The following is an 8,623-nucleotide window of genomic DNA, read 5'->3' as shown; positions in this document are numbered from 1 at the left end:
CGCCGCCGCCGTTGGCCGCGTCGAACGTTTCGATGCGCAGAATGATTTCCTCGTCTTTCATGGTGCATCCATTGCCGCCGTCAGGTCACAGCATATCCGAGTCACCTCACCGCATGGCAACAGCCTAAGCGTTGCAACGTGCTTCAGTCAGGACTCGAAGCATGGGATGTTGGACCAGAACAAGGCCGTGATCGGCGATCCCGTCCCCCAGATCCTGCGCCAATGGCTGCAGGCATGGCGTCCCTGCTTTACGGCTCCCAGTTGGGAGCATGTACTTGTTCTTGTGATGGGGGGCGTGCTGGCCACGGGCAAACGGACCGTCACGTCTTGCCTGCGCGTGACCGGCCGGGGCGATGCTGCCAACTTTGCAACCTATCACCAGATCCTCAACCGCGCCCGCTGGAGCTCCCGTGCCGTTGCCAGGCGTTTACTGGGCATTGTGGTCGAACGGCTCGTGCCCGATGGTCCTGTGGTCATCGGTATGGACGACACCATTGAGCGGCGATGGGGGCGCCGGATCACCGCACGGGGTATCTACCGCGACCCGGTCCGCTCCAGTCACGGCCATTTCGTCAAAGCTAGCGGACTGCGCTGGCTCAGTTTTATGGTGCTCACCCCGGTGTCATGGACCCGCCTGATCAAAGCGCTGCCAGTCTTGACGTTGCTCGCTCCTTCGGAACGATCGAACCGTCAACGCGGCTGTCGTCATAAATTGCTGACGGACTGGGCGCGGCAGGGCGCGCTACAGCTGTCTCGCTGGCTGCCGGGTCGGCGGATCATCTTCATTGGCGACAGCAGCTTTGCTGTCCACGAACTGGCACATGCAATTGTCCGCCGGGCCACACTCATCAGCCGACTGCGGCTCGATGCCAACTTGTTTGCACAGCCTGCGGGGCGAACGGCACGCACGATGGGGCGCCCCGCACAGAAAGGGCGAGCATTACCAAAACTCAAGACCCTGCTCGCCAACCCGGCGACACGCTGGACCAGCATTCTCGTCTCTGCCTGGTATGGCCATGCGGGCGGCAAGACGCTCGAGATCACATCTGACATCGCCCTATGGTACAGGCCCGGCACCCCGGTCTTGCCGGTCCGCTGGGTCCTGGTTCGCGATCCTGACGGAAAGCGCGACCCGCAGGCCTTCTTCAGTACCGACATCACCCTCGAGCCCGCCGAGATGATCGCCCTCTACGTCCGCCGATGGCAGATCGAGGTCACCTTTGCAGAAACCCGCGCTCACCTTGGTGTCGAAACACAGCGCCAGTGGACCGACAAAGCCATAGCGCGAACCACGCCGGCGCTGCTGGGTCTCTACAGCCTAATATCGCTATGGGCCTGCGATCTGTTGACCATTAAAAGCACCCCTTATTCCGCCGCCTGGTATCGAAAAACCAACCTGACATTCAGTGACGCCATCGGAGCTGTCCGTCTCCAACTCTGGGTCGGCGACATTAATCAACACTCCCCGCCGCACCCAGAACCGAACTATATTCCCACAACCCGCCTAAAACGTATGGCTCAGGCACTATGCTTCGCTACCTGATCGTACAAAGTCGAGCTTAGGCTACCTGCGCGAGATCGTCCCCCGCATTCGCGAAGTAGCCGAGGACTTCGCCCGCCTCGATCGGCTTGCTGTAGTAGTAGCCCTGAAGGTGAGTGCACCCGGCCGACTTGGTCGCGCCGATCAGGTGCGCCTCGCTGATCCCTTCGGCGACCACTTCGGCGCCGACGTGGCGGGCCATGGTGACCGCCGCTTCCAGCACCGCCACCGAGGCCGGGTCCTGCCCGAGGTCCATGACGAGGCTGCGGTCCAGCTTCATGCGGTCGAACTTGAAGCTCTTGACCATCGACAGCGACGAGTAGCCGGTGCCGAAATCGTCGAGCGCGATGCGGAAGCCCAGCGTGCGCAGCAGGTTGAGCGTCAGCAGTGCCCGCGTGTTCCGCTCGATCGACAGCGATTCGGTCACTTCCAGGAACAGGCGCCGCGGAACGATGCCGTTGCGGCGGCAGGCGTCGAGCAGGAAGCCGCTGAACCCTTCGTGCTGCAACTGCAGCGGCGACAGGTTGATGCTGAGGAACATCTCGGGCCACTGCGCGAAATCCGCCAGCGCACGCTCGATGATCCATTCGCCGAGCCGCACCATCAGCCCGCTGCGCTCGGCCGCCGGGATGAAGCTGGAGGGCGGCACGTCGCCGAGTTCGGGATGGCGCCAGCGGACCAGCGCCTCGACCTCGCGCGCGTCGTCGACGACCGAGTGGATCGGCTGATAGACCATGCGCAGTTGATCACGCTCGAAGGCGAATTCGAGGTCCTTTTCCAGCGCGCGGTCGATCGAACGTTCCTGCGCCATGGCGAGGTCGAAGGCGGTGGCACAGTTGCGGCCGCTCTTCTTCGAGGCATAGAGCGCCATGTCGGCGTTGCGCAGGATATCGTCGACGTCCTGTGCGTCGTCGCCTGCGGTAATATCGACGACGCCCATCGAGCAGGTCACCGCCACCGCATAGCCGCCAAGGCTGAACGGCGCGCGGACCGCATCGACGATGTCCGATGCGAGGGCGAAACCCTGCCGTTCGTCAGTCAGGGGCATGGAGACGGCGAACTCGTCGCCGCCGATGCGGGCCACGACGCTCTCGTGGCCGAGGTGGTCCTTCACCCGCTCGCCGATCAGGCGCACGAGTTCGTCACCGGCGGCATGGCCATAGTCGTCGTTGACGTGCTTGAAGCGATCTATGTCGATGACCATGCAGGCGAAGCGCCGCTCGCCGCCGGTCGCCAGCAGCTTGCCGAAGGTTTCGAGGAAAGCGCGGCGGTTGGGCATCCCGGTGGCGGGGTCGCTGAAGGCGAGGTTCTTCACCGCGCGGGCGTTCTGGCGGAAGGTTTCCAGCGGGTGCGACAGGGCCTGCAGTTCCTTGAGGCGGAAAGTGCCAATCTCGATGTCGAGGTCGCCGTCGGCAAGACGCTGGACGTTGCCGTGCATCCGGCGGATCGCGGGCAGGATGTTGCGCGAAATGTCGAACAGCGCGAGCAGCACGACGAGGATCGTCACCAGCCCGGTTGCCAGCACCAGCAGCTGCCAGCGCCCGACCGAGGCGACGAGCTGCTGCTGCGCGCTGCGACGCTGGGCATGGGCTCGATCGACGATGCCGTCGGCGAATTCGCCCATCGCGACATTGCGGGCCTCGATCCGGCGGGCAAGCGAGCGCGTGGCGCCGTGCTTCTGGACTTCGAGGATTTCGGCGACGTGCCGGTCGAGGTCGGCGAAAGGATTGCCCGCTTGCGGCGCGTCGTAGAACACCATGCCGCTGTTGCGGAGGCGGCCGAGCTGGTCGCCGATGCCGATGGCCTGGTCGGTCAGTTCGTCGCTGCTGCCCCCGGTCTCGCTGGCCATCAGGCCCCGGTTGGTGGCCATGCGAAGCTTGGCGACCGCGTCGGCGAACTGGTCGGCGTTCTCGGCGATGGCGGAGGTCTGGATCAGAGCATCGCTCTGTTCGCGCAGGGCGTAGGCTTCTCGCTGGGTCACGACCTGCAGCAGGACCGTAAACACCACGATCAGCGTGAGCGCGCCCACCAGCCGCGTCTCGAGAGACGCGAACATGCGCCCGAACTTCGAATTAACGTTGAACATCTCGCACCCGAATTGTGCCGGGAATTCCCCATTCCCGTGCCATTGAGCGAGAGGTTAACGCGAATTTCCTAAGAAAATCTAATAAGGACAGTTACTTGACTGTCATTAACAGTCATTGAAATGTCATAATGAGAAAAAAGACCCGGTTCCGCACACTTGCGCGGAACCGGGGTCAGGATGGGTCCGGTTAATTCTTTGAGACAGGCGCCTTGCGATAGTCGAGCGAGGGTGCCTTGTCGCCGAGCAGCGAGCGGTAGACGAAGTCCGGCCCGCGCCTTTCGTCCAGTTCCTTCTTCGCGGCGGCCAGCGTGTCCGGGCTCTGGAACAGCTGCGCGGCGGTCAGGGCAAGGGTCTTGGCGGCCACTTCCGCGCCCTTGGTGCCGACGCTGTTGCCGCTGGCGGCGACCGCCTGCCAGCTGTGCGGCGGCGTGCCGGGCGCCCAGGTGCCCGCCGACATCCCCGCCGTGGGCGTGGTGTAGCTCACGTCGCCGACGTCGGTGGAGGCGGACATGATCTCGCCGCTGGAATAGGGCGCGATGCCGCCAGCCTGCTTGCGGCCGCCCTTGGGCAGGGTGGCCGCGATCTTGTCGATGAACGCCTGTTCCTGCGCGGTATAGGTGGGCAGCGGAACCTGCTTGAGGTTGTCGTACATCACGTGGCCCAGCGTATCGTTGGGCAGCAGGTCGAAAGTGCCGCCGATCTGGTCGTACTCGACCGTGGTGCCGGTGCCGAGCGCGGCGCCTTCGGCGGCCTTCTTCACGCGCTCCATGATGTCGGCGACCTGCTGCTGGTCGGGGTGACGCACGTAGTAGTAGACCTCGGCGGTGTCGGGCACGACGTTGGGGGCCTTGCCGCCATCGGTGATGACGTAGTGGATGCGCGTTTCCTGCGGCACGTGCTCGCGCATCATGTTGACCATGTTGTCCATCGCCTCGACGCTGTCGAGCGCGGAGCGCCCGCGCTCGGGCGCGGCGGCGGCGTGCGAGGCGAGGCCGTGGAAACGGAACTTGGCGCTGACGTTCGCGAGCGCATGACCCTGCATGGCGCTATAGCCGTCGCCCGCGTGCCAGTGCAGCATGGCGGAAACGTCCTTGGTCAGACCGGAGCGGACGAGGAAGACCTTGCCCGAGCCGCCCTCTTCCGCAGGCGCGCCGTAGACGCGCAGCTCACCCTTGATGCCGTGCGCGACCATCCAGTTCTTGGTGGCGATCGCCGCCGCGACCGAGGCGGCGCCGAACAGGTTGTGGCCGCAGGCATGACCGGCGATGCCGTCGATGACGTGGCGCTCAGGCTCGGCCGCCTGGGCGAGGCCGGGAAGGGCGTCGTACTCGGCGAGGATGCCGATGACGGGGCCGTCTCCGTTCTTGAAGCTGGCGATGAAGGCGGTGGGCATGCCCGCGACACCGGCGGTCACCTTGAAGCCTGCCGCCTTGAGGTCCTTCTGGAGAAGCCCCGAGCTTTTGGTCTCCTGGAAGCCGACTTCGGCCCAGGACCAGATCTGCAATGCATTGCGCGCCATCGCGGGCGCGCCGCGATCGACTTCGGCGAGGATCGCGGTGCGGTCGGCATCGGCCAGTGGCTCGGCCAGCGCCGGAGTAGAAGCGAGCGCGGAAAGGGAGAGCAGGGCGGTACGAAGACGGGATTTCATCGGGCTACATCCTCATCGAAGGGGCGTATCGAAAGGGGTGCCTGCGCGGATCATGGCGATCCGCGCAGGCGGGCAGGGGATCAGCGCTTGCCGAACGACATGCGCAACTGGGCACCGAACACGCGCGGCTCGTTGTAGACGAGCGTGGTCGAAGTCACCGACGGGGTGACGACGCCGCCGGCAGCAGCATACGTCACATCGAACAGGTTACGCACGAAGAAGCCGAGGTCGATGCCGCGATCCTCGATGTTGTTGAAGTCCAGCTTGAGGTTGACGGTGTCGTAGGCCTTCTGGATGCCGTTGGTGTCCAGCGGACGCTCGACGTACCAGACCTTGGCGCTGTGGAACCAGTTGGCGTTGAACACCATCTCGGCGAAGTTGCCCAGGTACGTCGCGTAGCGCGCACCGCCGCCGATGGTCCACTTGGGCGTGTAGGAGAACTTGTTGTTCACCGGGTTGTTGCCCAGCAGCGGTATGAAGGCTGCGGGTGCGTCGTACTCGTCGTACTTGGCATCGGTGTAGGCGCCGAAGCCCGACAGCGTGAAGCCGCCGACCGGGGTGACCGAGAAGTCGAACTCGGTGCCCTTGATCGTCGCCTTGGCGGCGTTGATGATCAGGCTGCTCGGATCGTTGGCCGAGTTGCCGTCGCCGTCGAAGTCCGCGCCGGGGAAGATCGAGCGCTGGATGTTGTTGTACTTGCTGGTGTAGGCCGCGATGTTGAAGCGGCCCTTCACGCCGCCGATTTCCCAGCTGCTCTTGATACCGGCCTCGTAGTCGGTGACCTTCTCGGGCTGGAATGTCTCGAAGCCGTCGAAGTAGGACGACATGCCGCTCTGGTTGTAGCCCGCCGATCGGTAGCCGCGCCGGTTGGTGATGTAGAGGAACAGGTCGTCGTTGACCTTGTAGTCGAAACCGACGGTCCAGGTCGGGGCCTTGGAGCTTTCCGAACCGGTCTTGCCGCCCTGCGTGGCGCAGGCGTCAGGCCCGATGCGGTCGGCCGTGTCGAGCGCCGCAACCGAGCAGCCGCTCGACTTGTCCCAGGTGTAACGGAAGCCGCCGTTGAAGCGCAGGCCTTCCGCGAAGCCGCCGAAGGCATAGCCGACCTGCCCGAACAGCGCCTTGCTGGTCGAGGAATTGTAGTTCTCGTTGTAGGTGAAGGTCTTGCCCGGGATCACCGCCGAGTAGGTGACGCTGCCGTTCACGCCGGTCGGGTCGCTCTTGAGGTAGAAGGCGCCGACGATCCAGTCGAGGCGGTCGTTCAGCAGCGAGCCGAGGATCTGGAACTCGTTCGAGACCTGCTCGACGTCGGTGTTGGAAACGCCGTCGTAAAGCGCGAGGTAGGTGCCGTCCATGTCACGGGCGGCCGCGACCTTGCTGCGGCGGTAGCCGAAGATGTTCTTGAAGGTGACCTTGCCGACTTCCAGTTCGGAGGTGTTGGCCACGCCCCAGAAGGTGCGGTTCGAATAGGGGTCGATGCTGGTGCTGACGTCGCGCACGCCCGCCGCCTGCTGTTCGGCCAGCGCGATGTCGATGTCGCAGCCCGCGACGCCGCAGTCGAAGTAGGGACGGTTCGCCGCCGTGCGCGCGGTGCCGCCGCCGCTGACGGCCGGGTTCGGGTAGACGCCGTTGAGCACGGTGCCGGTGCCGTTCTCACGGGCGCGATACCAGTCGAACACGGTGGTGTTCTTCAGTCCGTCGACCGGCTCGATCAGGAGCGAGGCGCGGAAGGCGTCGTTGTGGCGGTCGTCGAGATCGCCGCCGTTGCCGTGGTTCTTGGTGTAGCCGTCGCGGCGGGCGATCTGGCCTGCGACGCGCAGGGCAACACGGTCCGCGACGATCGGCACGTTGACCGCGCCCTCGAAGGTCGTCTCGTTGTACGAGCCGAGCGTGACCTGTCCGTAACCGGCGAAATCATAGTCGGGCGCGACGGGGTAGAGCAGCAGCGCGCCGCCGGTGGTGTTGCGGCCGAAGAGGGTGCCCTGCGGACCCTTCAGCACCTGGATCGAGCCGATGTCGAAGGTCGGCACGATGCTGCCTTCGTTGGGCAGCGGCACGTCGGCGAAGTAGGTCACGACCGAAGGCGCGGCCGCGCCTGCCGTCGCGCGGCGCTGGCCGCGGATCACGATCGAGGGCGTATCGCGCGAGGTCTGCGGCGCGACGTTGAGGCCGGGGGTGGTGTAGGTCAGGTCCTGCGTGGAGACGACGGCCTTCTCGCGCAGCATCTCGGAGTTGAACGCGGTGACCGAGACTGGGACGGTCTGGGCGCTTTCCTCGCGGCGGCGCGCGGTAACGACGATGTCGCCGCCGGGCTGGTCGAGCGACTGGGCTGCCGTGTCGGACTGGGCCTGCGCGGGCGCGGCGATGGCGAGGACGGTGGACGCGAGAAGTAGAGCCGAAAGGCTGCGACAGGTCATTGGTGTGTTACCCCATGGTTGTCCGGCCTGTCCCTGATTGCAGGCCGATATGCGCAAGACGCAAAGGCGCGCGGATCATTCGCTGCCCGTGAAAAAATATATCGGATGACCTTCTGCAGCCTGCGCGGCTATGGAGGCCGGGCATTGGACAGAAGGGCTGATCCGATTTTCTCGTTGCGCAGGACACCGCAGGAAAAGCATGTGCAGGGCCGCCGGCAGGTGACCGACCTGTCGGTGCACGTGCCCGCCCTGCGCCGCTACATCGCCAAGCGGGCGAACCCGGTGGATGTCGACGATCTCGTGCAGGACGTGCTGGTCCGCATGCACGTGCGCGGGCAGGCGGACCCGATCGCCAATGTCGAAGGCTACCTCTTCCAGGTCGCTGCGAGTGTCCTGACCGACCGTGCGCGCCGCGATACGGTACGCCATCGCGGTGCCCATCACGAACTCACCGAAGCGCTGCACCCGGTGGACGACCTCACCCCCGAACGCGTGCTGCGCGGCCGTGAGGACGTCGATCGGCTCGCCAATGCGCTGGAGGAAATGCCCGAACTGACGCGCGACGTCTTCGTGCTGCACCGCTTCGAGGAGATGTCCTACGATGCGATCGGACGGCACCTCGGCATCTCGACCAGCGCGGTCGGGCGCAACATCATGAAGGCGATCCGCTTCCTTGCCGCGAGGGATCTGCCATGAGCAAATCCGCCGACAACCTCCCGTTCGACGGCCGGGCGCTGGAAAGGATCGACTCGCCCGAAGCGACCGCCGCTGCCTATTTCAGCATCTTCCGTTCACCCAAGGCGACGCCGCAGGATTACGAGGACTTCGAAAGCTGGCACGCCCGCGACGAAGCGCACCGCATCGCCTGGGCTCGGGTCGAGCGGGCCTGGGATGGCACCGGGACCATGCGCGCCGACGCCCGCATCCTCGAAATC

At 65.1% G+C, this 8,623-nt stretch carries 6 protein-coding genes; 3 read left to right on the top strand and 3 right to left on the bottom strand.

All coding sequences use genetic code 11. The features are described from left to right. Window positions 1–1,543 (top strand): IS701 family transposase (locus tag LH128_RS28935; RefSeq protein WP_202950140.1); only part of this gene is annotated, 1,543 nt, incomplete at its 5' end. 16 nt (window positions 1,544–1,559) lie between these two features. Here LH128_RS28935 and LH128_RS28930 read toward each other — a convergent pair. The 3 genes from LH128_RS28930 to LH128_RS28920 form a co-directional block, all read right to left on the bottom strand. Then, the gene (locus tag LH128_RS28930; protein WP_327195315.1) at window positions 1,560–3,596 is read right to left on the bottom strand and encodes a putative bifunctional diguanylate cyclase/phosphodiesterase; all 2,037 of its coding nucleotides are present in this window, start codon (window positions 3,594–3,596) and stop codon (window positions 1,560–1,562) included. A 217-nt stretch (window positions 3,597–3,813) separates the two neighbouring features. Further along, entirely contained in the window at window positions 3,814–5,274 is a 1,461-nt protein-coding gene (locus tag LH128_RS28925) for an amidohydrolase (RefSeq protein ID WP_008833254.1), read from the bottom strand. A gap of 80 nt (window positions 5,275–5,354) precedes the next feature. Further along, on the bottom strand, window positions 5,355–7,688 hold the full coding sequence (locus LH128_RS28920; protein ID WP_008833253.1) for a TonB-dependent receptor: 2,334 nt from the start codon (window positions 7,686–7,688) through the stop codon (window positions 5,355–5,357). Window positions 7,689–7,889: 201 nt separating this feature from the next. On the opposite strand from LH128_RS28920, the gene LH128_RS28915 reads away from it, so the two are divergent. Continuing rightward, window positions 7,890–8,384 carry an RNA polymerase sigma factor gene (locus tag LH128_RS28915; protein WP_008833252.1) on the top strand — a complete coding sequence of 165 codons (495 nt, stop codon included), beginning with the start codon at window positions 7,890–7,892 and terminating at the stop codon, window positions 8,382–8,384. After that, window positions 8,381–8,623 (top strand): FecR/PupR family sigma factor regulator (locus LH128_RS28910; protein ID WP_008833251.1); only part of this gene is annotated, 243 nt, incomplete at its 3' end. The genes LH128_RS28915 and LH128_RS28910, both read left to right, overlap by 4 nt.

Origin of the sequence: Sphingomonas sp. LH128, from assembly GCF_000293195.2 — a bacterium.
GTDB classification, from domain to species: domain Bacteria; phylum Pseudomonadota; class Alphaproteobacteria; order Sphingomonadales; family Sphingomonadaceae; genus Novosphingobium; species Novosphingobium resinovorum_A.
The sequence above is the reverse complement of the archived record's forward strand: the minus strand, read 5'-3'. Positions and strand labels throughout refer to the sequence as shown.

Coding starts and splice junctions, on each gene's coding strand:
- LH128_RS28920 (WP_008833253.1), bottom strand. CDS start 7,688: ATGACCTGTCGCAGCCTTTCGGCTCTACTTCTCGCGTCCACCGTCCTC.
- LH128_RS28930 (WP_327195315.1), bottom strand. CDS start 3,596: ATGTTCGCGTCTCTCGAGACGCGGCTGGTGGGCGCGCTCACGCTGATC.
- LH128_RS28925 (WP_008833254.1), bottom strand. CDS start 5,274: ATGAAATCCCGTCTTCGTACCGCCCTGCTCTCCCTTTCCGCGCTCGCT.